At 71.7% G+C, this 23,806-nt stretch carries 21 protein-coding genes; 10 read left to right on the forward strand and 11 right to left on the reverse strand.

Translation table 11 applies throughout. The features are described 5' to 3' along the window. Positions 1-239: 239 nt before the first annotated feature. The 3 genes from ACSBPG_RS27620 to ACSBPG_RS27630 form a co-directional block, all read right to left on the reverse strand. Entirely contained in the window at positions 240-896 is a 657-nt protein-coding gene (locus tag ACSBPG_RS27620; protein ID WP_435540462.1) for a 2OG-Fe(II) oxygenase, read from the reverse strand. Between the two features lie 121 nt (positions 897-1,017). Beyond that, entirely contained in the window at positions 1,018-1,905 is an 888-nt protein-coding gene (locus ACSBPG_RS27625; RefSeq protein WP_435540463.1) for an NAD(P)-dependent oxidoreductase, read from the reverse strand. 2 nt (positions 1,906-1,907) lie between these two features. Further along, complete coding sequence (locus ACSBPG_RS27630; protein ID WP_435540464.1) at positions 1,908-2,312, reverse strand: tellurite resistance TerB family protein; 405 nt, start codon at positions 2,310-2,312, stop codon at positions 1,908-1,910. A gap of 153 nt (positions 2,313-2,465) precedes the next feature. On the opposite strand from ACSBPG_RS27630, the gene ACSBPG_RS27635 reads away from it, so the two are divergent. Further along, positions 2,466-3,413 (forward strand): AEC family transporter, encoded by a 948-nt coding sequence (locus tag ACSBPG_RS27635; protein ID WP_435540465.1) that lies wholly within the window; start codon positions 2,466-2,468, stop codon positions 3,411-3,413. Between the two features lie 466 nt (positions 3,414-3,879). After that, entirely contained in the window at positions 3,880-5,571 is a 1,692-nt protein-coding gene (locus ACSBPG_RS27640) for a methyl-accepting chemotaxis protein (RefSeq protein ID WP_435540466.1), read from the forward strand. Here ACSBPG_RS27640 and ACSBPG_RS27645 read toward each other — a convergent pair. The 3 genes from ACSBPG_RS27645 to ACSBPG_RS27655 form a co-directional block, all read right to left on the reverse strand. Next, positions 5,558-6,757, reverse strand: coding sequence for a serine hydrolase (locus ACSBPG_RS27645; RefSeq protein ID WP_435540467.1), 1,200 nt, complete (start codon positions 6,755-6,757; stop codon positions 5,558-5,560). The genes ACSBPG_RS27640 and ACSBPG_RS27645 overlap by 14 nt on opposite strands. 200 nt (positions 6,758-6,957) lie before the next feature. Further along, on the reverse strand, positions 6,958-8,649 hold the full coding sequence (locus ACSBPG_RS27650; protein WP_435540468.1) for a glycosyltransferase family 39 protein: 1,692 nt from the start codon (positions 8,647-8,649) through the stop codon (positions 6,958-6,960). Continuing rightward, positions 8,646-9,671, reverse strand: coding sequence for a glycosyltransferase family 2 protein (locus ACSBPG_RS27655; RefSeq protein ID WP_435540469.1), 1,026 nt, complete (start codon positions 9,669-9,671; stop codon positions 8,646-8,648). Before ACSBPG_RS27655 ends, ACSBPG_RS27650 begins: the two co-directional genes overlap by 4 nt. Before the next feature lie 304 nt (positions 9,672-9,975). On the opposite strand from ACSBPG_RS27655, the gene ACSBPG_RS27660 reads away from it, so the two are divergent. Next, positions 9,976-10,635: a hypothetical protein gene (locus ACSBPG_RS27660; protein ID WP_435540470.1), complete on the forward strand. Its 660-nt coding sequence runs from the start codon at positions 9,976-9,978 to the stop codon at positions 10,633-10,635. A gap of 10 nt (positions 10,636-10,645) precedes the next feature. Here the strand turns inward: ACSBPG_RS27660 and rmuC are convergent, their stop codons facing one another. Next, positions 10,646-12,058 (reverse strand): DNA recombination protein RmuC, encoded by a 1,413-nt coding sequence (gene rmuC, locus ACSBPG_RS27665; RefSeq protein WP_435540471.1) that lies wholly within the window; start codon positions 12,056-12,058, stop codon positions 10,646-10,648. A 168-nt stretch (positions 12,059-12,226) separates the two neighbouring features. Here rmuC and ACSBPG_RS27670 point away from each other — a divergent pair, with 168 nt between their 5' ends. Further along, positions 12,227-12,805, forward strand: coding sequence for an NUDIX domain-containing protein (locus ACSBPG_RS27670; RefSeq protein ID WP_435540472.1), 579 nt, complete (start codon positions 12,227-12,229; stop codon positions 12,803-12,805). Positions 12,806-12,814: 9 nt separating this feature from the next. On the opposite strand, the gene ACSBPG_RS27675 is transcribed toward ACSBPG_RS27670, so the two are convergent. Continuing rightward, a complete protein-coding gene (locus tag ACSBPG_RS27675) occupies positions 12,815-15,208 on the reverse strand; it encodes an MASE3 domain-containing protein (protein ID WP_435540473.1) in 2,394 nt (797 codons plus the stop codon). A 72-nt stretch (positions 15,209-15,280) separates the two neighbouring features. Further along, complete coding sequence (locus ACSBPG_RS27680; RefSeq protein ID WP_435540474.1) at positions 15,281-15,988, reverse strand: OmpA family protein; 708 nt, start codon at positions 15,986-15,988, stop codon at positions 15,281-15,283. 342 nt (positions 15,989-16,330) lie between these two features. On the opposite strand from ACSBPG_RS27680, the gene ACSBPG_RS27685 reads away from it, so the two are divergent. The 3 genes from ACSBPG_RS27685 to ACSBPG_RS27695 all read left to right on the forward strand — a co-directional run bounded on the left by ACSBPG_RS27685 (position 16,331) and on the right by ACSBPG_RS27695 (position 19,202). Beyond that, a complete protein-coding gene (locus tag ACSBPG_RS27685) occupies positions 16,331-17,353 on the forward strand; it encodes a DctP family TRAP transporter solute-binding subunit (protein WP_435540475.1) in 1,023 nt (340 codons plus the stop codon). Between the two features lie 65 nt (positions 17,354-17,418). Next, entirely contained in the window at positions 17,419-17,919 is a 501-nt protein-coding gene (locus ACSBPG_RS27690) for a TRAP transporter small permease (protein WP_435540476.1), read from the forward strand. Beyond that, positions 17,919-19,202 (forward strand): TRAP transporter large permease, encoded by a 1,284-nt coding sequence (locus tag ACSBPG_RS27695; protein WP_435540477.1) that lies wholly within the window; start codon positions 17,919-17,921, stop codon positions 19,200-19,202. Before ACSBPG_RS27690 ends, ACSBPG_RS27695 begins: the two co-directional genes overlap by 1 nt. Here the strand turns inward: ACSBPG_RS27695 and ACSBPG_RS27700 are convergent. Continuing rightward, positions 19,193-20,116 carry a DMT family transporter gene (locus ACSBPG_RS27700; protein ID WP_435540478.1) on the reverse strand — a complete coding sequence of 308 codons (924 nt, stop codon included), beginning with the start codon at positions 20,114-20,116 and terminating at the stop codon, positions 19,193-19,195. The two genes, ACSBPG_RS27695 and ACSBPG_RS27700, sit on opposite strands and share 10 nt — an antisense overlap. A 3-nt stretch (positions 20,117-20,119) precedes the next feature. After that, positions 20,120-20,344, reverse strand: a complete 225-nt coding sequence (locus tag ACSBPG_RS27705) for a hypothetical protein (protein ID WP_435540479.1) — start codon at positions 20,342-20,344, stop codon at positions 20,120-20,122. A 186-nt stretch (positions 20,345-20,530) separates the two neighbouring features. On the opposite strand from ACSBPG_RS27705, the gene ACSBPG_RS27710 reads away from it, so the two are divergent. Genes ACSBPG_RS27710 through ACSBPG_RS27720 form a run of 3 tightly spaced genes read left to right on the forward strand, consistent with a single transcriptional unit; the run spans position 20,531 to position 23,611 of the window. Further along, positions 20,531-22,078, forward strand: a complete 1,548-nt coding sequence (locus ACSBPG_RS27710; RefSeq protein ID WP_435540480.1) for a methyltransferase domain-containing protein — start codon at positions 20,531-20,533, stop codon at positions 22,076-22,078. 16 nt (positions 22,079-22,094) lie between these two features. Beyond that, the gene (locus ACSBPG_RS27715; RefSeq protein ID WP_435540481.1) at positions 22,095-22,733 is read left to right on the forward strand and encodes a CmcI family methyltransferase; all 639 of its coding nucleotides are present in this window, start codon (positions 22,095-22,097) and stop codon (positions 22,731-22,733) included. 11 nt (positions 22,734-22,744) lie between these two features. Then, positions 22,745-23,611: a radical SAM/SPASM domain-containing protein gene (locus ACSBPG_RS27720; protein ID WP_435540482.1), complete on the forward strand. Its 867-nt coding sequence runs from the start codon at positions 22,745-22,747 to the stop codon at positions 23,609-23,611. Positions 23,612-23,806 lie beyond the last annotated feature (195 nt).

Below are 23,806 nucleotides of genomic sequence, written 5' to 3' on the forward strand. Positions count from 1 at the left end.
ACAGACCTAAACCGGACGGCGGCGCGGGAAAGGGGCGGGACGCTCGTCCCGGGGCCGCCCGCGCCTCATGCTCCCGAGCCGAAACCCTGACACACCTCCTGCCCCCACCCCGGCCCTCCCCCGCTTCGCAGGGGAGGGAGTCAGGTCCTCCCCTGCGAAGCGGGGGAGGGAGGGGACCCGCGGCGGAGCCGTGGGGAGGGTGGGGGCAGGAGGCGTGTCAGCCATTCCGCTCGACGGTATCAGGCCACCGCCTGTTCCGGGAAGCTCAGCTCGTGCCGGGCGCGCCATTCCGGGCCGACGTAGTTGACGATGATCGACTTGCGCACGCCGGCGATGGGGCGCCTGGCGAAGCCGTGCCAGGTGTCGGTGCCGGGGATGAAGATGAGCCCGTCGTTGAAGGCGTAGGGCGCGCGGCGGATCAGGTTGCCGGCGGCGTCGGTGATGTCCGTGCCCCAGTCTTCCGAGCCGGGGTCGCGCGACAGGTAGATCAGCATCGTGTACTTCTTGACGCCGATGTCGGTGTGCGGCTCCAGCCAGAAGCCGTCGGTGTCCTGGCAGTACTCGATGCGCAGGAAGGTGCCGGCGAGATCGACGCCGCAGGTCCGCTCGACCGCCGCCGTCACGTCGCGGCTCTGGAAGGCCTGCGCCACCGCCTCGCACACGGGGTGCGCGGCGCGGTTCGCGATGCTGAAGTAGGTCCGCGACGCGTTGTTGGTCTCGCGCTTGCCGTGGGTGTCGCCCACCGCCGGCGGCGTCCAGGGCAGGGCGGCGATGCCTTCCGCCGCGTCGTCCGGCAGGGCGCCGCTGAGCAGCCAGTGGTGGTAGGGATCGGTCAGCAGCGTGCTGCGATCCAGGCACGCGAGGAAGCTCTGGCGGACGGTGGCGGGTGAGGTCATGGACGTGTTCCGAAGGCGCGTGTTTTCCGCCCTTATGGCACGACGTCCCGGCACCGGGTGAGAATTGGCCGGGGGGGAGCGCTCTTATGTCGCAGGGGGCGCCCCTCCGCCGGCGCCGCGGTCAGTCGGTGAACAGGCGGTAGAGCGCGGCGTGGTCGAGGGCGCCGTCGCCCCGCTCCACCAGCCGTTCGTAGAGGGTGCGGCTCAGCGCCACGGCCGGCAGCTCGACGCCGGAGTCGGCGGCGAGCGCCAGCGCCTGGTTGAGGTCCTTGAGCTGCACCGCCGCGCGGCCGCCCGGCGCGTAGTTGCCGGTCACCATCCGTTCGCCGTGCAGCTCCAGGATGCGCGATTCGGCGAAGCCGCCGCGGATCGCCTCGCGCACGCGGGCCGGGTCGACGCCGGCGGCGCGGGACAGCGCCAGCGCCTCGGCCACGGCGCCGATGCTCAGGGCGACGATCACCTGGTTGGCCGCCTTCGCCACCTGGCCCGCCCCGACGGCGCCGACGTGGGTGATCCGCCGCCCCATGGCCTGGAACAGCGGCCAGGCGCGCTGCACCGCGGCGTCGTCGCCGCCGGCCATGATGGTCAGGGTGGCGGCCTCGGCGGCGACGGTGCCGCCCGACACCGGAGCGTCCACCCAGCCGGCGCCCCGCTCGGCGACGCGGGCGGCGAGGCGGCGGGTGGCGCCGACGGCGCTCGTCCCCATGTCGATCACCAGGGAGCCGGGGCGCAACGACTCCAGGAGGCCGCCGGGCCCCTCGGTCACCGCCTCCACCGCCGGGGTGTCGGTCAAGGTCAGCACCACGGTGTCGGCGGCGGCCATGACGGCGGCCGGGTCGGCCGCCGGCGTCATGCCCTCGCCGGCCAGTTCGTCGACCGGGCCGCGGCTGCGGCTGTGGATGACGAGCGAGGCGCCGCAGCGGGCGAGTGCCCGCGCCATCGGCCGGCCCATCAGGCCGAGGCCGATGAAGCCGACGGTGCGGCCGGCGAGGTCGGGGCGCGTGTCCATGGTCACAGCCTCATGTGGCGGGCGCGGGCGCCGCGCTCGATGGCGGCGGCGCACAGCCGGTCGACGCCCAGCTTGTGGCGCAGCAGCTCCAGCAGGCGCAGCTCCTCCTGGCTGGCGGCGGCGTCGGCGGCGGCGATGTCGCAGGCGACGGCGTAGGCCGTTTCGTAGAGCTTCGCCGGCAGCGCCTCCTTGATCCGCTCCAGCGTCTTGTCCAGCCCGGCCTCCTCGGCCAGCAGGCGGGTGCATTCGCGGCTCACCGCGGTCAGCCGGTCGACGTCGAAATCGGCGAAGATCGGCAGATACTTCACGTTCTCGCCGATGGTCTCCAGCTCGGCATCGGTCATGTCCCCATCGGAGGCGGAGACGAGAACCATGACGTAGATGAGCGCGCTGTGATGGTCGAGCATCGGACCTCCTGAAGGCGGCGGGAGCGAGCGAAGGTCGCCCGGCCGCAATCGGCCGTCAAGGGCTACTCCGCCGCGCCTCTCAGGGGAGGGATGCCGCAATCGGATAGCTGGCCCCCTCGACGGGACAGGGACGCTGCCCTAAAGTCTGCGCCCATGTCCGCCGTCCTCAACGTCGCCCTTCCCGTCTTCGCCATCATCCTCGCCGGCTTCCTCTCCGGGAAGGCGAAGCTGCTGGGCGACTCCTCGTCGGAGGCGTTGAACAAGTTCGTCTACTGGATGGCGCTGCCGGCGGTCCTGTTCGTCGGCACGGCCCGGCGACCTCTGCCCGAGCTGTTCAACGGCCCCTTCATCGGCGCCTTCCTCGGCGCCATGCTGGCGACCTACGCGCTGGGCGCGCTGCTGGGCTGGCTGCTGCACCGGGAGAAGCCGGCCGTCCTGTGCATGCAGGGGCTGACCGCCTGCTTCTCCAACACCGGCTACATGGGCATCCCGCTGTTCCTCGCCGCCTTCGGGGCGGAACGGCTGGCACCGGCCATCCTCGCCACCGTCATCATGAGCGCGATCATGGTCGGCATCGCCGTGATCTGGCTCGAGCTGGTGCAGAGCCACGGCAAGGGCCTCGCCCGCTCGCTGGCCGACGTCGGCCGGGCGGTGTCGCGCAACCCGCTGATCGTCTCGTCGGTGCTGGGCGTCCTGTGGTCGGTGCTGCTGCCGGGCGTCGACCTGCCGCGCCCGGTGGTCACCTTCTGCGAGCTGGTGGGGGCGGCGGCGGGACCGTGCGCGCTGGTCGCCATCGGCCTCTTCCTGGCCGGCCGGCGCCTGCGGGCCGACCTCCTGGAGATGAGCTGGATCGTCGCGCTGAAGCTGCTGGTGCAGCCGGCGCTGACCTGGGCCCTGATCGCCGGTCCCTTCCCCCTCGACCCGTTCTGGGCGGCCTCGGCGATCATCCTGGCGGCGCTGCCGACCGGGGCGCTGACCTTCGTCGTCGCCTCCCAGTACCGGATCTACGTGGAGCGCACCTCGGCGGCCATTCTGATCTCCACCATCCTCAGCGTGGTGACGCTGAGCGTCCTGCTGGCCCTGTACGCGCCGGCCTCCTGACACTGTTCGCCCCGCCCGGCACGGCCCTTCCGCGCCTCGCCCGCCCGCTGGCGTCGGGACAGTTGATCAATACAGAAGGATACAAGGTGTTCTCGGCGCGATTTTGCGCACTTCTTCACCGTATGCTTGTGTATCGGACCGTAAATCTCTGATTGTTTCTGCTGCAAACCAATGTAATGAAGCGCCGTGACCGAATATGATTCGCCTGCATTTCGGAAATTAGAACGTCAACGTATGATTTTTAAAAGTCATATATTGTTTCCTATCTGTTGCTTTAGTGGATTTGAGACTTTATGTCGCATTTCGTTACTGTACTCCCAGAAATCCTATGCATATGATCGTATGATTGGTGGTGGGGCGAAGAGCGGCCAGCGGGCTATCCCGAGCGTCAGGCATCGTTCCCGACCGCTCGACCCAAGAGTCCATCGCCCCGCCGTCGTGCGGCGCGGCCAACGGAGATGACGCCATGACCGCATTCACGGATTTGACGATCCGGGCCAAAGTGCTCGCGATCTTCGCCCTCGTCCTGCTGACGACGGCCGGACTGGGAGCGTTCGCCATCGAACGCCTGGGGACGGTGAACGACTCCGCCGCCGAGGTGCGCGACAACTGGCTGCCCAGCGTCGAGCATCTCGGGGCGATCAACGCGGCCGTGCAGAGCTACCGGGTGCAGGAGATCGCCTCGATCATGGCCGCCACGGCCGAGGACCGGGAGGACGCCGACGCCCGCATGGCCAAGGCTCTCGACAACCTCGGCAAGGCCCGCGGGCGGTTCGAGGCGAAGCTGAGCGCCGAGGTGGAGAAGGACCTGTATCGGCGCTTCACCGACACCTGGAACACCTATTTCGCCATCAGCAAGGAACGGCTGCTGCCGCTGGCGCGGTCGGGCGACAGCGGCGCGGCGTTCCGGCTGTCGCGCGGCGAGTCGCGCCAGGCGTTCGGGCAGGCCACCGACCTGCTCCAACAGCTGGTCGACACGGACGCGCGGATCGGCCGCAGCGTCGCCGACGCCGGCGAGGCGGTCTACCTCAACGCCCGCTGGTGGATCGCCGGGGCGATGGCACTCGTGCTGGTGCTGTCCGTCCTCGCCGGCGTCGCCATGGTGTCGACCATCTCCCGCCCGGTTCAGACGCTGACCGGCATCATGGCCCGTCTGGCGCGGCGCGAGCTCGACACGCCGGTGACCGAGACCGAGCGCAAGGACGAGATCGGCGCCATGGCGCGGGCGGTGCAGGTCTTCAAGGACGGGCTGATCGAGGCCGACCGCCTCGCCGCGGCCGAGGCGGCCGAGCGGGAGGCCAAGCTGCGGCGCACCGAGCGGATCGAGACGCTGGTGTCCGGGTTCGAGCGCAGCGCCACCGGCGCCCTGCGCACCGTCGCCGCCGCGGCGTCCGAGCTGGAGGCCACCGCGCGCAGCATGGAGGCGATCGCCCGCCAGACCAGCAGCCAGTCGACCACCGTCGCCAGCGCCGCCGAACAGACCAGCGCCAACGTCCAGACCGTGGCCGCCGCCGCCGAGGAGATGGCCGGCTCCATCGGCGAGATCGGTCAGCAGGTCGCCCGCTCCACCACGGTGGCCGGCCGGGCGGTGGAGGAAACGGCGCGCACCAACGCGCGGGTGCTGGGCCTCGCCGACGCGGCGCAGAAGATCGGCGACGTGGTGCAGCTGATCACCAGCATCGCCGGCCAGACCAACCTGCTGGCGCTCAACGCCACCATCGAGGCGGCGCGCGCCGGCGAGGCCGGCAAGGGCTTCGCCGTCGTCGCCTCCGAGGTCAAGAGCCTGGCCAACCAGACCGCCCGCGCCACCGAGGACATCGCCGCCCAGGTCGCGGCGATCCAGGAGGCGACCGGCGGGGTCGTCAAGGCGATCGGCGAGATCGGCAGCGTGATCACCTCCGTGAACGACATCTCCACCTCGATCGCCGCCGCCATCGAGGAGCAGGGGGCGGCGACCGCGGAGATCTCGCGCAACGTGCAGCAGGCGGCCCAGGGCACCCACGAGGTGAGCGGCACCATCGGCCAGGTCACCGAGGCCGCCGGCGAGACCGGCACCGCGGCCGGTCAGGTCCTCAGCGCGGCCGGCGAGCTGTCGCAGCAGGCCGAGACCCTGCGCGGCGAGGTCGAGCGCTTCCTCGCCGGCATCAAGGCTGCCTGAGCGCCAGGCGGGCGGGGCGGCGCTCCAGCCGCTCCGGCCGGTCGGCCTCGAAGAGGCGCAGCAGGTCGATGGCGGTCCGGTCGGCGACGACGCGGGCGGGATCGCTGTTGTTCAGCGCCACCACCCCCCAGCGGTGGGCGCGGGAAAAGGCGATGTAGGTGTTGAAGCCGCCGGTGGCGCCGCTGTGCCAGAAGATCGGCGAACCGTCCTGCGCCCACGCCACGAACCAGCCCAGCGCCATCGCCCCCTGGCCGAGGCTGCCGGGATCGGCCAGCGCCGGCCCCTCGACCTGGACGGACTGGGCCAGCGCCAGGGTCTGCACGGCCGCCGCCGGGCAGCCGCCGGGGCAGTCGCCCATGTTGACGCGCAGCCAGCGCACCAGGTCGTCGGCGGTGGAATAGAGGCCGAAGGCGGGCTGCATGGCCGGCGCCTCCCAGTCCGGCACGGCCTGGCCGCGGGCGTGCCCCACCGCCTTGCGGGCGCGCTGGTCGGCGTCGAGGGTCAGGGTGGTGTCGTGCAGGCCGAACCGCTCGGTCACCGTCCGGCGCAGCAGCTCGGCGTAGCTCGCCTGGGTGACCTGCTCCAGCGCTTCCCCCAGCACCGCCATGCCGACGTTGGAGTAGCTGAAGCGCGTTCCCGGCGGCGCCGACAGCTCGTAGCCGGCCAGCCAGCGGTCGACCTCGGCCGGCGTGAGCGGCTTGTAGGGGTTGCGCGGGTCGGCCAGGCGGGCCCACGAGAAGTTCGGCGTCTCCGGCACGTTGGGCAGCCCGGCGGTGTGGGTCGCGAGATCGACCAGGCGGATCGGCCGGCCCTGGAAGTCGGGCACCCGCGCCGCCGACTGCAGGTGGCGGCGCAGCGGGTCGGACGGGGCGACCCGGCCGCTGCGGATCAGCTCCGCCAGGATCGTGCCGGTGAAGGGCTTGGTCAGCGAGGCGATCTGGAACACCGTGCGGCCGTCCGGCGGGCCGCTGCCGGGCCACCCCGTGCTGCCCAGCCCGACCACCAGCGACCGCCCGTCGCGGACCACCCCGACGACGAGGCCGCCGTGACCCGCCTCGGCGAGGCGCTGTTCGGCCACCTGGGCAACGAGATCGCGCAGCGGGTCGGTGGCGTCGGCCCGTGCCGGAACGGCCAACCCGATGACGGCGGCGATCGCCAGCCCGACACCGATCCTCTCCCCGCGCATCCGCATCGATCCCCTCCACCGCGGGCCGGCCGGGAGGCCGGGCGAACCCGTGGGGGGACAGATTGGCGGCGGGCGGTGCTGTGTCGTCCGTGCAGGCGGCGATCATGCCGAAGGGCGCCGGCCCAGCGGATCGGGGCACTTCGCGGGGGCGCGGGGGTACGCCCCCGGCCCGAACGGGCGGGCCGGGGCGGCGCGCGGGGTCACTCCCCCGGGGCGGCCTCGCTGGGGGCGGGCTCGGCGGGGGCGGGGCGACGGTCCTTGACGATGGACAGCGGCACGCCGTCCGCCTCCACCTCGAGGATCGGCCGGCCGTCCAGCAGGTCGGGGCAGATGCGGTCCTGGGTGAAGCCGATGAAGAAGTCGGCGTCGCGCCAGTCCGGCCGGCCGTTCACCAGCCTGAGGTACGGCGGCAGCTCGTAGCGGGCGGCCAGCGCGTTGCCGCAGACCACCAGCGTGTAGGGCCGCGGCGGCGGCCGGCCGTCGTTCTCCAGCTCGACGAACTCCTGCAGGCGCTGCACCGCCTCGAGGATCGAGTTCCCCCAGTAGTCCAGCTCGAAGCGGCCTTCCGCCCCGTTGGTGCCGCCGATCAGGGCGTTGTAGTAGACGTACTCGTTGGGGTGCATGGTGCCGAGCTGCCACGCCCCGTGCACGCCGACCGCCGTCAGCAGGGCCGCCAGGGCGTGGGTGGCGCGCCGGCCGAGCCGCTGCGCCAGCCGCCACAGCCCGTCGACGCCGATCGCCGCCAGCACGACCAGCGGCGGGACGACGAACAGGAAGTGGCGCACGCCGTTGTAGACGGTCGGGCGCATCGCCATGAAGAGGACGACCGGCAGCAGCGCCGCCAGCAGGATCGGCGTCAGGCGGACCATGGCGGCCGGCCGCAGGCCCAGCGGGTCGGGACGGCGCAGCGCCGCCGCGGCGACGCCCAGGGCCGCCGCCAGGCCGACGAGCACCGCCTCCGGCAGCTTGAGGGTGAGATAGACGGGCAGGTAGAGGGCCGGCGGGTCGTTCGCCTGGACGAGGCGGCCGTCGAACAGCGTCTCCAGATTGATCGGAAACTTCGACATCACCTCCAGCGCCTTGACGATGTTGCCCGGCTCCTGCACCACCCAGGGCCAGAACACGGCGACCACGGCGAGCGCCAGCGGCACCGCCGGCAGCAGCGCCGCCACCGTGCCGCGGGCCGCCTCGGCCGCCCGGCCGAGCCCCTGGTGGCGCCACACCAGGGCCCAGTGCAGCAGCAGCGCCAGGCCGAGATAGCCGGCCGCCAGCACGCCGCCGACGCGGGTCGCCAGGGTCATCCCGAGCACCAGCCCGAACTTCAGCACCGTCGCCCGGCGCGGCCGCGGCGCCTGGTCGAGGAGGCGCGTCGCGAAATAGAGCGTCCACACCATGCCGGCGGCGAAGGGAACGTCCTTGGTGTTGTTGAACATGGCGCCGTAATAGACGCCGCTCAGCGCCAGCAGGGCGGTGGCGAAGAAGCCGGCGCGCGGCCCCGCGAGATGGCGCGCCAGACGCCAGGTGCCGGCGATGCCGACGATGCCCACCGCGGCGCACAGCAGGTGCCGGGTGTCGTACTCGGACAAGGGCGAGATCGGCAGCAGGGACGCCACCGTCAGGTCGAAGAGGCCGCCGTAGTAGAACAGGTCCTTGAAGGCGAAGGCCGACTGGTCGGCGAAGCCGCTGAGGTAGTAGGCCAGCAGCTTCTTGCCGTAGACGTGCTGCACCTCCTCGTCGATGGAAATGGCGTAGTTGCGGAAGGTCAGGGCCGCCAGCACGACGAGCGCCAGCAGCAGCAGGCGGGTCAGGTCGTCCCAGGCGAACGCCGGGCGAGGGGGATAGGCGGCGCTGGCGGCGCGGTCGCGGAGCTGGATCGGGGTCAGGTGGTTCACGCCACGCGCTCCTCGACGGGGGCGGCGCGCTCGGCCGGTGCCGCCGCGAAGCCGTGGGTCGCACGGACGATGAACAGCGGCCGGCCCTTCACCTCGGCGAAGACGCGGCCGAGGTAGTCGCCGATGATCCCCAGGGTGATCAGCTGGATGCCGCCCATGAACAGGACCGAGACGATCAGCGATTCGTAGCCCGGCACGTCGATGCCGAACAGCAGGGTGCGCAGCAGCCGCACCACGATGTAGAGGAAGGCGACGCCGGAGACCGCCATGCCGACGAGGCTCCACACCTTCAGCGGAAAGTCGGAGAAGGCCGTCAGCCCGTCGATCGACAGGCGGAGCAGTTTCATGAAGCCCCACTTGGTGTCGCCGCCGGCCCGTTCGCCCTGCTGGTAGAGGATGCTGGTCTGGCGGAAGCCGACCCAGGCGAACATGCCCTTCATGAACCGCGTGCGTTCCGGCATGCGGTTGAGGACGTCGACCACCCTGCGGTCCATCAGCCGGAAGTCGCCGGCCTCGCGCGGCAGCTTCACCTCCGACAGATTGTCGAAGATCCAGTAGAAGGCGCGGGCGAACAGGCGGTGCTTGAGGCTCTGGCCGACGCGGGCGTGGCGCACGGCGATCACCACGTCGTAGCCGGCGCGCCAGCGGTCGACCAGTTCGGGCAGCAGTTCCGGCGGGTGCTGCAGGTCGGCGTCCATCGGCACCACCGCGTCGCCGCGGGCGTGCGCCAGGCCGGCAGACAGGGCCAGCTCCTTGCCGAAGTTGCGCGACAGCTCGACCACCTTGATGCGGCGGTCGCGGGCGTGGGCGGCGACCAGACGGCCGAGCGTGTCGTCGCGGCTGCCGTCGTCGACGCACACCACCTCCCACGCCAGCCCGAGCCCGTCGAGCACCGGCACCAGCCGGGCGAACAGCGCCTCGACGTTGGTCCCTTCGTTGTAGAACGGTATGACGATGGAAAGGCGGCAGCGGTCGCCGTCGGCGGCCGGTACCGGCGTGTAGGGCGTTGCGACGCAGGCCATGGGTCCTCGCGGTGAGGCATGGAGCGGGGTCATGTGGGTCACGGCCGACGGCTCCCGCCGCGACCGTCGCCGCACCCGGCGGCCCGCACCCTCCGCCGAACGTCATATAGCATGGCTCTCTCCACCGGCAAATCGCCTCCTGCCTGGACAGCATCAACAAGGCCGGCAGGCGGATATTCCCGAACGGTGTAGACCGGTTGGGTTAATTCGGTGAAATGTTCGGCCTGCGACCGCCCGCCCCTTGCGGTCGGCGCCGTCCTTTGGGCACAACAGCCCGGCCCGTTCCGTCACCGTCCATGCCGCGATGATCCTGACCCCCATTCCCGCCGACGATCTGCCGGCCGCGCTCGCCGCCTTCGCCGGCCATCTCGCCGACCGTCCCGTGGCGCTCGCCGCGTTCCGCCGCATCGCCGCCACCTGGCCGGTGGCCGGCGGCGTCGACACGCCGGAGCAGCGCGCCGACGGCGTGGCGCTGGCCCACGCCCACGGCATCGGCACCCTGGACGAGGAGCCGAGCGCCTGCTTCATGTGGGACGGGACGGTGATCCGCACCAAGGTGGAGGCCACCGTCATCGTCCACGAGGTGGCGCACTGGCTGTGCGCCGCCCCGGAGCGCCGGCGGCTGCTCGAGCACGGCCTGGGGCCGGGGCCGGAGACGTCGCGCCGCCGCGAGGCGCGCGCCCAGCAGGTCCTCACCTTCGAGCAGTGCATGCACGAGGAGGCGCAGACCTCGCTGCTCGGCATCCTGTGGGAGGCCGAGCTGGGCCATCCCGCCATCCTCGCCTTCATGGAGCAGAACTGGATGGAGGCCTGGGACCGCCCGGGAACCGCCGACTGGTTCGCCGGCCACGCCCACGAGCTGGTGGAGCGCGGGCTGGTGGACGCCGCCGGCCGGCCGACGACGGTGCGGGCGTGGGCGGACGCGCGGCGCCCGGCGGTGGGGGCGGGGGTGGGGGCGGCCTGACCCGACCCGCCTACGCGTTGCCGCGCAGCTCCGGCGCCTGCAGCGACCGCGGCCGGTGGTCGAGCGGCTCGGCGGTGGGCAGGTCGGCGCCCTCCGGGACGGCGTCCAGGTCGCGCAGGCGGCGCGCGGTGACCAGCACCCGCGATTCCAGGCTGCCGACCGCGCCGTTGTAGCAGGCCACCGCCTTGCCGAGCTGGCCGCCCAGCCGCTCCATGTGGCCGCCCAGGTCGGACAGGCGCTTGTACAGCTCCGCCCCCAGCGTGGCGATCTCGCGCGCGTTGCGGGCCAGCCCCTCCTGGCGCCAGCCGTAGGCGACGGCGCGCAGCAGCGCGATCAGCGTGGTCGGCGTGGCGAGGATGACGCGGTGCTCGATGCCCGCCTCGATCAGCGCCGGGTCGTGCTCCAGGGCGGCGGAGAAGACGTTCTCGCCGGGCAGGAACAGCACCACGAACTCCGGGGTCTCGGCGAACTGGTCCCAGTAGGCCTTGCCGCCGAGCTGGCGCATGTGCTCGCGCACGTGCCGGGCGTGGCGGGCCAGGGCGGCGCGGCGCGGCGCCTCGTCCTCGGCCTGCACGGCGTCGAGATGGGCGTCGAGCGGCGTCTTGGCGTCGACGACGATGGTCTTGCCGCCGGGCAGGCGGATCAGCAGGTCGGGGCGCAGCCGGCCGCGCTCGGTGTCGACGCTCGCCTGCTCCTGGAAGTCGCAGTGGTCGAGCATGCCGGCCATCTCCACGACGCGGCGCAGCTGGATCTCGCCCCAGCGGCCGCGCGCCGCCGGGGTGCGCAGCGCCCGCACCAGGTTGCCGGTCTCGCCGCGCAGCCGCTCCTGGCTCTCGGCCAGCGACTGCACCTGCTGGCGCAAGCCCTCGTAGGCGCCGGCGCGGGCCTTCTCCATCGCCTGGACCTCGCGGCCCATGGCGTCGAGCGCCTCGCGCAGCGGCGCCACCAGGTCGGCCACCGCCGTGCGCCGGGTGTCGAGATCGTGGCGCGCCGCCTGCTGGGTCGTCGCCAGGGTCTCGCGCGCCAGATCGAGGAAGCTGCGGTTGTTCTGGCTCAAGGCCTCCGCCGACAGCGCCTTGAAGGCCTCGCCCAGGCCGTCGCGGGCCTTCTCCAGCAGGGCCAGCTTCTCGGCGGCGGCGGTGCGCTCCTTGTTCAGCGTGGTCGCCAGCTCGGCGTGGCGCTCGCGCCCGCGGGTGACGTCGGCCTGCAGGCGGGCGATCTGGCGCTCCCGCTCGGCGACGGTCTCGCGCAGCTCCTCCTCGCGGCGGGCCTGGAAGTCGAGGCGGGCGTGCAGTTCGGCGCGCTCGGCCGACACGTCGGCCGCCGCGGCGCGCGCCAGCAGCCACGCCACCAGCGCCCCGGCCGCCAGGCCGATCGCCAGCGACACCCCGTCGAACGCGAACTGGAAGGCGCTTGCGCCCATGGTGCCCCAACATCTTGTGTGCCGGAGCGCAGCCTAACGCAGATGCCGCGCGAAGAGAACGGGTGACGAACGGCGGGACGGCGCCGTGGCCCGCTCCGCGGGCGGTGGTGTTGCCCGCCCCCCGGGCGGTGGCGGAAGCGGCTTGCCCCGCGCCGCGGATCGCGCCATATGGGACGGATGTCCGACGACGCTCCCGACAAAGGCCCGCGCATCCGCGCCATCCCGCCCGGCGACGACCGGGAACGGCTGCTCTGTCCGGACTGCGGCTTCGTCGCCTACCAGAACCCGCTGATCGTCGTCGGCTCGGTCGCCACCTGGGGCGAGGGCGACGAGGAGCGCATCCTGCTGTGCCGGCGCGCCATCGCGCCGCGCCGCGGCTTCTGGACGCTGCCCGCCGGCTTCATGGAGGAGCGCGAGACCACCGTGGCCGGGGCGATGCGCGAGGCGTGGGAGGAGGCGCGCGCGCGCATCGCCGTCGACACCCTGCTCGCCGTCTATGACATCCCGCGGATCAGCCAGGTCCAGCTCATCTTCCGCGCCCGCCTCGTCGATCCCGACATCGGCGCCGGGCCGGAGAGCGAGGAGGTCGGGCTGTTCCTGTGGGACGAGATCCCCTGGCGCGACATCGCCTTTCCCACCGTGCACTGGGCCCTGCGCGAGCACCGCGAGCGGCGTGGCCGTGCCGACTTCGCACCGGCCGTCAACCCGGCGCCCGACGTGGCGGCGCGCTGGGAGACCATGCTGTAGGGACGGCGTTCAGTCGCCCCGCGCGGCGTTGCCGTCGGCGGCGCTGCCGTTGTTCGCCGGCGGGCCGGGGCGCCGGCGCACCATCGTGATGACGGTCTGGAGCTGGGACGGGGTGACCGGCTTGTGCAGCACGTCGAAGCCGGAACGCTGCGCCTCGACCAGCCGGGCCGGGCCGGTGTCGCCGGTCAGCAGGATGCTCGGGATGGCCACGCCGCAGGCGGCGCGGACGGCGACGATCACCTCGACGCCGGTCCGGCCGCCGGCCAGCCGGTAGTCGGAGACCAGCAGGTCCGGCACCCGCCCGGCGTCGGCCAGCCGTGCCAGCGCCCCGTCCGGGGTGTCGGCCGCCAGCACCGTGTAGCCCCAGCCCTCCAGCATCGCCGCCAGGGCGCTGAGGACGATCGCCTCGTCGTCGACGACCAGCGCGAGCCCGCTGTCCGCGACGGCCGGTACCGCCGCCGCGGCCGCCGGCGCGACGGCGGGCGGATCGGCGGCGGGGACCGCCACCGCGAACCGCGAGCCGCGCCCGGGCACCGAGACGACGTCCAGCGGGTGGTCCAGCAGACCGGCCAGGCGCCGCACGATGGCAAGGCCGAGCCCGAGGCCCTGCCCGCCGTTGCCGGCGCCCGACGCGGCGGGGGCGACCTGCACGAACTCCTCGAAGACGTCGTTCAGACGGTTGCGGGGAATGCCGGCGCCGGTGTCCACGACCTCCAGGCGCACGGCGCCGCCGCGCCGCCGGCAGCCCAGCACCACGCCGCCCGCCTCGGTGTAGCGCAGGGCGTTCTCCAGGAGGTTGCGCAGGATGCGCGCCAGCAAGGTGGGGTCGCTGGTGATCCAGCCCGAGCTGGGGACCACCCGCAGCCGCAGGCCCTTCTCGGCCATGCGCGGGGCATATTCCGCCTCCAGGCGGCCGAGGAGCGCGCCCACGGCGATCCGCTCCACCTTCGGCACCACCACCCCGGCCTCCAGGCGCGAGATGTCGAGGAGCCCGTCGAGCAGGGTCTTCAGCGTGTCGAGCGCCATGCGCATGGTGACGACCGTGTCGTGCGCCGGCTGCCCCTCGACCCGGCCCGACAGGGTGTCGCCCAGCAGCAGCAGGGCCTGCACGGGCTGGCGCAGGTCGTGGCTGGCGGCGGCCAGGAACCGCGTCTTGGCGGCGTTCGCCCGCTCCGCCGTGCCGCGCAGGCGCTCCTGTTCGGCGAGCGCGGCGCGCAGTCGGACCTCCGCCTCCACCCGCTCGGTCACGTCGCGCGACACCAGCAGCACGCCGGAGACGCCGGGGCCGTCGTCGTGCAGCGGCGTCAGATGCTGGTCGTAGGTGCGCCCGTGCAGGCGCAGGCTGGCCGCCCGCGGCGCGTCCTCGGCGACGACGGCGCGGGCGCGGCTCTCCATCGGCTCCATCACCGGGGCCGCCAGGCCGAGCTCGCGCCAGGTGCGGCCGGGCCAGCGCTCCTGGGGAACGCCGAAGAGGTCGGCCGCGGCCGGGTTGGCGTAGACGAAGCGCAGGCCGGCGTCCAGCATCAGCACCGCGTCGGGCGTGGCCGAGAGGATGGCGTCGAAGGTGCGGGCCTGGCGGGCGACTTCCGCGGCCAGCGCCTGCTCGCGCTCCAGCGCCCGGCTCATCAACGCCTGCGGGCGCACCATACCGGTCTCCACCACCGCCCGGAACACGAAGACGCAGGCCGCCGTCTTCAGGAGATGCCCGGCCATGTTGGCGACGCCGTAGACGTCGGTGTAGAGGGTGAAGCAGGCTTCGGCGAGCATGCGCAGGATCACCGCGACGGCGAGCATGCGCAGGAGATCCGGGTCGAACCGCCGGCGGTTGCGCCACAGGAACACGAGGACCGCGGCGAACCCGGCGATGATCGCGTATTCCGCGACGATCTTGAACGGCGTCAGGCCGCGCCCGGCGACGAAGCTGTCGGGGAACACCGGCCAGACGAGGATGGTCAGGACGCCGGCCGCCGCCGCGCCGCCGAAGCCGAGGTGCAGCAGCGGCGACCGGTGGCGCCGCGCCGGCGCCGCCGCGGCGAGCAGGAAGCCGGCGCACTCCAGCCCGGCGGCCAGGATCCAGAACTGGGTGGCGACGTTGGCCTCGTCCACCGGCAGCACGCCCATGCCCTTGTAGGCCAGGGCGTGCAGGGTGAAGAGGCCGGCGACGTAGAGGTTCGCCACGCCCAGCAGCACCACGTGGTTGTACTGGAGGAGATGGCGCGCGTACCACGCGACGATGAAGGCGCCCAGCGCGACGAGCGCGTGGGCGGCCTCCGCCAGCGTGTGGAACAGCCGGTAGTCGATCATGCTCAGCGCGGAGAGGCCGGCCGCCGCGGCGAGCCCGAGCGCGCCGGCGGCGGCACGGCGTACCGTCCCTGAAAGGAAACCATCCGCGGGATGCTGCATGTCGTCGGTCGGTCCGGGTGCTGCCCTGCCGGCAGGAGCATGACGGGTTCCGCCCGAAAGGGGTAGTCCCCGTCAGCGGCGGCGGGCGGCGATTTCCACCCGCCGGTTGGCGGCGGCGGCGGGGTGGGCGGGGTCCGCCAGTTCCTCCTCGCCGCGGCCGCTGGCCTCCAGCCGGTCGGACGCCACGCCGTGGCGGCCGGTGAGGTAGGCGACCACGGCCTCGGCGCGGCGGCGTGATAAATTTAGGTTCGCCGCCGCCGGGCCGACCGCGTCGGTGTGGCCGATCACCTGGAACACCCGGTCGCGTCCTTCCGGCGACGCCATGACCGCCGCGACTCGGTCAAGGACCGCCTGCGATTCCGGACGGATGCGGGCCGACGCGAAGTCGAAGGCGATGAGGAAGGCGGCGCGCCGCTGCCCCTCCCGCGGCGGCTCCGGCGCGGTCGCCGGCGCGGTGACGAGCGGAGCGGGATGAGGCGGAGCGGGATGGAGCGGGGCGGACTGGGGCAGGGCGGACCGGGCCGGCGACGGCGTGGGCGGCGGCGGGGCCGCTTCGGGACCGGCGGCGGCATCGGCGGCGCGCGGCGGCGGGGCGGGACGGACCGTCGCCGGTGCCGGCGGGCAGCCGGGCGGCGCGGCGCCCAGCAGGGCGTGGGCGATGTCGCATTCGCTGGGATTGCCGCCCAGCATGGTCGCCGGCTGCGCCGCGGCCGGTGCGGCGAGCAACGCCGCCAAGACGACCCCCCGTGCCGCGGTCGCGCCGGTGCGGCGTCTGTCCATGCCCGTTCCTCCTCGCCCGTGTCCCGCCGCCCAGTCTCGGCGAGCGGGCGCGGCGCGTCAAACGCCGCCGGCCGCGCCGGGCGCGGCGTCCGGCGGCGCGGCCGATCCCTTCGAACGGCAGGGGCGCTAGCCGGAATCGCGCATTGCTCTCGGCGGCGCGGCCGCCCACATCGGGCAAAACACTCCCGTCAACGACCTGCGAGGCCGCGACGCCGCCGGCACGTCCGGCGTCCGCGGCCTCTTTCTTGGGCGCCGGCCGCCGCGGGCACGGTAGCCACCCGGCCGGCGGCTTGCTAGGATCGCCCCTCCCGCTTGGGGACCAGAACGATTGGGAGGAGATCGATGACATCCGTGAAGGCGCTGTTCGCCGGCCTGGCCTTGGCCGCCGCCCTTCTGCCCGGCGTCGCCGCGGCCGACTACAAGCCGGAGTACAAGCTGTCCACCGTGCTGGGGAAGCCGTTTCCCTGGGGCGTCGGCGGCGAGCGCTGGGCCGAGCTGATCCGTGAGAAGACCGGCGGCCGGATCAACGTGAAGATGTACCCCGGCACCTCCCTGGTGAACGGCGACCAGACCAAGGAGTTCACCGCCCTGCGCCAGGGCGTGATCGACCTCGCCGTCGGCTCGACCATCAACTGGTCGCCGCAGGTGAAGGAGCTCAACCTCTTCTCGCTGCCGTTCCTGATGCCCGACTACAAGGCGATCGACGCCCTGACCCAGGGACCGGTCGGCGAGGAGCTGTTCAAGATCCTGGCCTCGAAGGACGTGGTGCCGTTGGCCTGGGGCGAGAACGGCTTCCGCGAGCTGTCCAACTCCAAGCACCCGGTGAAGACGCCCGACGATCTCAAGGGCATGAAGATCCGCGTCGTCGGCTCGCCGCTCTTCCTCGACACCTTCACGGCGCTGGGCGCCAACCCGACGCAGATGAGCTGGGCCGACGCCCAGCCGGCGCTGTCCACCGGCGCCGTCGACGGCCAGGAGAACCCGCTGTCGGTCTTCGTCGCCGCCAAGATGGCGACGCTGAACCAGAAGAACCTGACCCTGTGGGGCTACGTCGCCGATCCGCTGATCTTCGTCGTCAACGAGGAGGTCTGGAACTCCTGGTCGGACGAGGACCGCAAGGCGGTGCGCGAGGCGGCGGTGCAGGCGGCGGCCGAGGAGGTGGAGCTGGCCCGCAAGGGCATCGCCGGCGCCGACGTCTCGGTGCTGAAGGACATCGAGGGCCAGGGCGTCGCCGTCGTCACCCTGACGGCGGAGCAGAAGGCCGCCTTCCAGCAGGCGACCCGCGCCGTCTACGACAAGTGGGCCAAGCAGATCGGCGCCGACCTGGTGAAGCAGGCCGAATCCTCGATCGCCGCCCGCAAGTGACCGCCGACCCTCCGTGCCCCTCCCCCGCCGCGGGGGAGGGGAGCCCTCATCGCCCGGCCGTTCCCATGTCCCAGATCGCCGATCCCGAAGGGGATACAGACGCCCCGCGCGTGCCCGTGACCGTGGAGCGCGCGCTGGCGGCACTCGCCATGGCGGCGGTGTGCGTCGTCACCTTCGCCAACGTCGTGGTGCGCTACTTCACCGACGTCTCCTTCGCCTTCACCGAGGAATACTCGATCTTCCTGATGGTGGTGATGACGTTCCTCGGTTCCGCCGTGGCGGTGGCCGCCGACCGCCACATCCGCATCACCGTCCTGGTGGACCGGCTGCCGCCGCGCTGGCGGCGCTGGACGGAGGCCGTGGCGTGGGCGGCGTCGCTGGCGATGTTCGCCGTCATCGTCTGGTACGGCGGGCGGCTGACCTACGACCAGTGGCGCTTCGAGGAAACGTCGCCCGGCCTCGGCAACCCGCAGTGGCTCTACACCGTGTGGATGCCGCTGCTGGCCGCCGTGGTGGCGCTGCGGGTGGCGGGGCGCATCGTGCGGGCGCTGCGGCGGGGGGCGTGATGGCGACGGCGCTTCTGTTCCTCGGCTTCCTGGTGCTGATGCTGCTCGGCGCGCCGCTGGCGGTGGCGCTGGGGCTGGCCGGCTCGCTCGCCATCCTCGACGCCCAGCTCGGCATCCTGGCGGTGCCGACCAACGTCTACACCGGCATCGCCAAGTACCCGCTGCTGGCGATCCCCGTCTTCATCCTGGCCGGCCTGCTGTTCGAGCGCGCCGGGGTGGCGCGCCGCATCGTCGACTTCGCCTCCGCCGTGGTCGGGCCGCGCAACGGCGGCCTGGCGGTGGTGGCGATCCTGGTGTGCATGGTGATGGGCGGCATCTCCGGCTCCGGCCCGGCCGACGCCGCGGCGGTCGCCACGGTGATGATCCCGTCGATGCAGAAGGCGGGCTACCCCCGCGCCTTCTCGGCCGGCGTCATCGCCGCGGCGGCCGCCACCGCGATCCTGATCCCGCCTTCGGTCGCCTTCATCATCTACAGCGTGCTGGTGCCCCAGGCCTCGGTGCCGGCGCTGTTCGCCGCCGGCGTCGTGCCGGGGCTGCTGGCCGGGCTGTCGCTGATCGCGCCGACGGTGTGGCTGGCCCGCCGCCACGGCTTCGGCATGGCCGACGCCGGGCCGCGGCCGCCGTTCTGGGCCAGCCTGAAGGGGGCGGTGTGGGGGCTGCTGGCGCCGGTGATCATTCTCGGCGGCCTGCGCACCGGCGCCTTCACGCCGACCGAGGCGGCGGTGGTGGCGGTGTTCTACGGGCTGGCGGTCGGCCTGTTCATCTACCGCACGCTGACCTGGCGCGCGCTCTACGAGGCGCTGGCGGAAGCCGCGGAAATGTCGGCGGTGGTGCTGCTGATCCTGGCGCTCGCCAGCATCTTCGCGTGGGCCGGCAGCACGCTGGGCGTCTTCGACCGGATGGCCGAGGCGGCGGTGGCGGCGACCGGCGACGAGACGGTGATCCTGGTGCTGCTGAACCTGGCGCTGCTGGCGCTCGGCATGGTGCTGGACGCGGTGTCGATCTTCCTGATCCTGCTGCCGCTGCTGCAGCCGATCATGGAGAGCTTCGGCTGGGATCCCGTGTGGTTCGGGGTGATGATCACCATGAACCTGGCGATCGGCCAGTTCACGCCGCCGCTGGCGGTCAACCTGATGGTGACCACCCGGGTCGCCGGCGTGTCCATCGAGGCGACGGTGCCCTGGGTGCTGTGGATGGTCGCCGCCATGGTGGCGGCGCTGGCGGCCGTGGTGGCGTTCCCCGGCCTCTCCCTGTGGCTGCCGCGCGCCCTCGGCTATCTCTGAGGGCGGCGGGTCGCCAGCACGATCCCGCCGGCGATCAGGGCGATGCCGGCGCCGTGGAACCAGTGCGGCCGCTCGCCGAGGAAGGCGATGGCGAGCAGGCTGCCGAACACCGGCATCAGGTGGATCGACAGCCCGGTGCGGTTGGCGCCGATCAGCGCCACCGAGCGGTTGAAGCAGAGATAGGCGAGGATCGAGGGGAACACGGCGACGTAGACGACCGACCCCAGCGACACCGCGTCGACCGCCATCGGCCGGCCGCCGAGGGACTCGGCGAGGTAGAACGGCAGCAGCATCGCCGCGCCGAGCAGGAAGGTCGCGACCAGGAAGCTCAAGGGGTGGGTGGCCGGGCGGCGGCGCAGCAGGGCGGTGTAGGCGGCGTAGGCCAGCACCGCGGCGCCGATCCACAGGTCGCCCCTGTTGAAGTGCAGGGCGGCCAGGGTCGCCGGGTCGCCGCGGGCGATCAGGGTGAAGGTGCCGGCCAGCGACACGGCGACGCCGAGCGCCTGGAGCGGGGTCACCGGCTCGCGGAAGAAGACGAAGCTGAAGGCGACGATCAGCACCGGCATGGCCGACTGCATCATCACCGCGTTGAGCGCCGTGGTGTCGGCCAGGCCGATGTAGGCGAAGGTGTTGAAGCAGGCGATGCCGAGCGCCGACAGCACGGCCACCACCGGCCAGTGGCGGCGCAGGGGCTCCAGGTCGCGCCGCAGGTGGGGCCAGGCGAAGGGAAGCAGGATCAGCGCCCCCAGCGCCCAGCGCCAGAAGGCCAGCGCCACCGGCGGCACCGCGTCGGCCACGGCGCGGCCCAGCACCATGTTGCCCGACCAGAACAGCGGCGGCAGCAGCAGCAGCAGCCAGGGCCGGTCGAACACCCGGGTCAGCGGCCGGACGGGCACGGTCGGTACCGCCGTCACGGCTCAGCCCCGCCGCGGCCGCGTGGGCGCGGCGGCCGGCGCGGCCGGCGCCTTCAGCTCGGCCTCGAGGTCGGCGATGCGCTTGGCGATGGTGGCGCGCAGGGTCGGGGCGGCGTGGCTCTTCAGGGCGGCGAACTGGTCCTTCAGCTCGCGCAGCTGCCGTTCCTTCTGCTCGCGCGTGCGCTTGATGGCGACGTTGTCGGAATGCTGGCCCTCGAAGGCGCGCATGGGTCGGTATCCTCGAACTGGTCGGCGGGGCCGGCGGCCCCTGGGCCCGTCGGAGTACGATGCCGCGGGGGGTGATTGCAACCGCGCGCATGGCACCCTTGCGGAGGCCCGACGGCGGCACCTTCACCGACTGTCACGGCCCGCGGTTGACATTTTCCCTGGCTTTGGGGGAGTGTGCACACCACGATGATCATCCACCATTTGGCACCAGGCCCTTTCGCCAAGTACCGCGGCAAGATCTTCTCGCCGTTGGCGAGCGTGCGGCTCCGCGGCCTTGCGGTGGCGCCGCATCTGGCCCGGCTCGGCCACAAGGTCAAGGTGGTTCCGACGGACGGGATCGTCGAGGCGATGCGTCGGGACGACTTTCTCGACGCCGACCTGTACCTCGTTCATAAGACGCTTTACGACCTGAGTTCCGTGCTGGACGTCTTGCGGGATGCCGGCAAGCGCGTCGTCGTCGACGTCTGTGACAACATTGCCGCCGCGCCGCATCTCATGGCGCATTACCCGTCCATGCTGGAGCGGGCCGACGCCGTGACGGTCTCTTCCGAGGCGCTGGCGGAGTTGGTGGGCGAAGTCGCGACCGTCCCGGTCGTGCAGGTGCCGGATTGTGTGGAATTGGCGCGTGGAGAGCCGGCATTTCCGGCGTCTGCCAGCCCGGTCCGCCTGTTGTGGTTCGGGCGTAGTGGCAACGCCGCGCCCTTGCTGTCGCTGATGTCGGATCTCACCGCTCTGGCGAGGGAAACGCCGTGCCGGCTCGAGGTGGTGTGCGACGCCACCGATGGCTTTGCGTCGGCGCTCGAGCGGGCAAAAGGGAGTCTGGCTGTCGATCTGACCCCCTGGTCGCCCGAGGCGTTGGAGGGGGCACTGTTGCGCTGTCATGCCGTTCTCCTGCCATCGTCCGACGAACCGGCCATGGCCACCAAATCGGCCAATCGGCTGCAGGAGGCTCTCTGGGCCGGGCGCATCCCGGTGGCGCACCCGACGCGGAGCCATCAGGCCTTCCGTGACAGTGCGGTGGTCACGTCCGATCTCGTCGACGGGCTGCGCTGGGTGTTGGCGCATGGCGACGCGGTGCTCGAGCGCATTGCCGCGGGACAGGCGGCGGTTGCCGCACGGTTCACCCCGGAAGCGGTCGCGCGTGATTGGGATGGAGTCGTGCGCGAGGTGGTGGAGCGGCCCACCACACCTCGTGTTGCGCCCCGTCCTCTCCCGGTGCGTCTCAATCTCGGCTGTGGCGACAAACTGCTGCCCGGCTACGTCAATGTCGACATCGCGGACAACCGCGCCGGCGTGAGGCCGGACGTGGTGTGCGACCTGCACCGTCTCGGCGATTTCGCCGATGACAGCGTCGACGAGATCCTTGCGGTGCACGTGGTGGAACACTTCTGGCGCTGGGAGGTGGAAGATATCCTGCGGGAGTGGGTCCGCGTGCTGAAGCCGGGCGGGCGCATGGTGCTGGAATGTCCGAACCTGCGGTCCGCATGCGAGGCGTTCCTGAAGGATCCGAACGCCTTCGGCCAAGCCGACGCGCGCGGTCAGCACACCATGTGGGTGTTCTATGGCGACCCGCAGTGGCGCGACCCGCTGATGGTGCACCGCTGGGGTTACACGCCGGAGACGTTGATGCAGGTGATGGAGCGGGCCGGACTCACCGATCTCCGCCGTGAGCCGGCCCAATTCAAGCTGGGCGATCCGCGCGACATGCGCGTCGTCGGCTGCAAACCCCAATGAGCGGACGGAGTTCTGGATGTCGACTCCCGGCCAAGACTACCTACGCTGGTTCCATGAGACCAATGTTTGGAAGGCTATGGGCTGGCGCGGCGTACGTACGCTGAAGCTGCCGTCCGATATGTGGAACTACCAGGAAATCATCAGCGAGCGCTCGGTGCAGTGGGTGGTAGAGACCGGTACCCGGCATGGCGGTTCCGCGCTTTATTTCGCCGATCTCCTGGCCGCCATGGGCACGGAAGGCGCGGTGATCACCGTCGATGTGACACACGAGGCGTTGCACCCCTCCATTCTCGGCAATCCGCGTATTCAGTTGCTTCTGGGAGACAGTGGCGGACCGGAGATCGCTGCACAGATCGCCATGCTACTTCCGGAGGAGCGTGGGACGGTGTTCATGATCCTCGACTCGGACCATGCCGCGGCGCACGTGCATCGGGAGTTGACGACGCTCGTCCCCTTGCTTCGGCGCGGCGACTATCTGGTGGTCGAGGACACGATCGTCAACGGGCATCCCGTGCGCCCGGCGCACGGACCGGGACCTTGGGAAGCCCTTGACCGCTATCTGGCCGAGAACCCAAATGTTCTTGCCGCCGATATGAAGCGCGAAAACAAGTTCGGTTGCACCTTCGCCGCCCGCGGCTATTTCGTAAAGTTGTAAATCCACCTTCCATGAACACTGTCCTCACCCCTTCCGCACCACGCATTCCGGCCCTGGAGCGGTTGCATTTCGAGATCGTGAAGGGTTGTCAGCTCCGCTGCCTCGGCTGTCCCAACTCGACCCTGCAGCCGAAGGTGCAGCGCATCGACGTCGGGGACTTCGATCGCTGCTTGCGGAACATCGATGTTGATTTTATCTTGTACCTACGCCTGTTTAATTTTGGCGAGCCGCTTCTGCATCATGACCTGCCGGGCATTCTGTCGCGCATTCCGGCACAGCGTTGGAAGACGCGAGTTGTCGAGATCTCAACCAATGCCCAGTTCGCCGACTGGCCAGCCCTGGAGGAAGCGCTCCGCACGCGTGTGCTCACCCAGATCGCCGTGAGCTGTGACGGTGACGGCACGCCGGAGGAGTATGAGCGCCTGCGCCCGCCCAGCCGCTGGGAAAAGCTGTTGGAGTTTCTGGGCAGGATGCGCGAGTTGCGCGATCGATACTGCCCGGAGTTGCGACTGGTCACGCGCACCATCTGCGAGGATCCCACCGCCCAAGCCCGTTGGCGCGCGCTGATGGAGCCACGGGGTTGGTCGCCGGAGTTCCGTGGTTGGATGTACCTGCCGGAATCGAAGGAGAACATGCTTGACCGCGATCTCGACGTTCCGGCTCGGATTTGCAGCTTCCAGGCAGTCCACCACCGTCTTTACGTCGATTGGGACGGTACTGTCGTGCCGTGCTGCGTCCATCCCCGCGCGGGGGTGTTGGGGAACCTCAAGGAGGCAACGTTCCACCAGATCACCTTTGGCCACGCGCGCCGCTCCTTCTTGCGTCAGCTTCACACGGACCGCGCGGCCATGCAGATCTGCAATCGATGCGAGTTCTAGGTTGCCTTGACGTACTGCACCCTTACGTCAGGGCTGTGACGCTGGGGGTTTTCGTTTTGATAGTGGCGGCGAGCTCCGCCAACAACGTGACGCCATGATCGATCCACACGTCCCATTCAGAGCGCCTAACCGAACCGGGATCGGGCAGTTGAGGGGGGAATGGCAGCCCCTCTTGTCTCCGACGCCCTGTGGGCG

Origin of the sequence: Azospirillum sp. ST 5-10, from assembly GCF_051225715.1 — a bacterium.
GTDB lineage: Bacteria > Pseudomonadota > Alphaproteobacteria > Azospirillales > Azospirillaceae > Azospirillum.